Below are 294 nucleotides of genomic sequence, written 5' to 3' on the forward strand. Positions count from 1 at the left end.
CGTCCGGATCCGCGGCGTGAGCTTGCCGGCGACGAACCCCAGCACCGAGAACGGGATGAGGACCAGCCCGGCGACGAAGGTCGTCAACCCGAAGCCGTAGCCGGCGCCGTGTGGGGTCTGCGCGTACCTGGTGATGAGTGTGAGCAGCAGGTACATGCCGACTCCGCCGACGAGCATGGCGAGGTTCGCCCCGGCGACCGCCGGGTGCCGCACCGCCCGCACATCGACCAAGGGTGTCGTGCTGCGCAGCTCGATGAGGACCCAGACGCAGAGCAGCGCCACCGCGACGACGGC

Annotated in this window: 1 pseudogene; it reads right to left on the reverse strand. The window is 70.4% G+C overall.

Going from position 1 to position 294, the window contains the following annotated elements:
• Window positions 1-294, reverse strand: a pseudogene (locus IG75_RS37040) (MFS transporter); the annotation flags it as partial.

This window comes from Nocardia rhamnosiphila NBRC 108938 (assembly GCF_000720425.1).
GTDB classification, from domain to species: Bacteria; Actinomycetota; Actinomycetes; order Mycobacteriales; family Mycobacteriaceae; genus Nocardia; species Nocardia rhamnosiphila.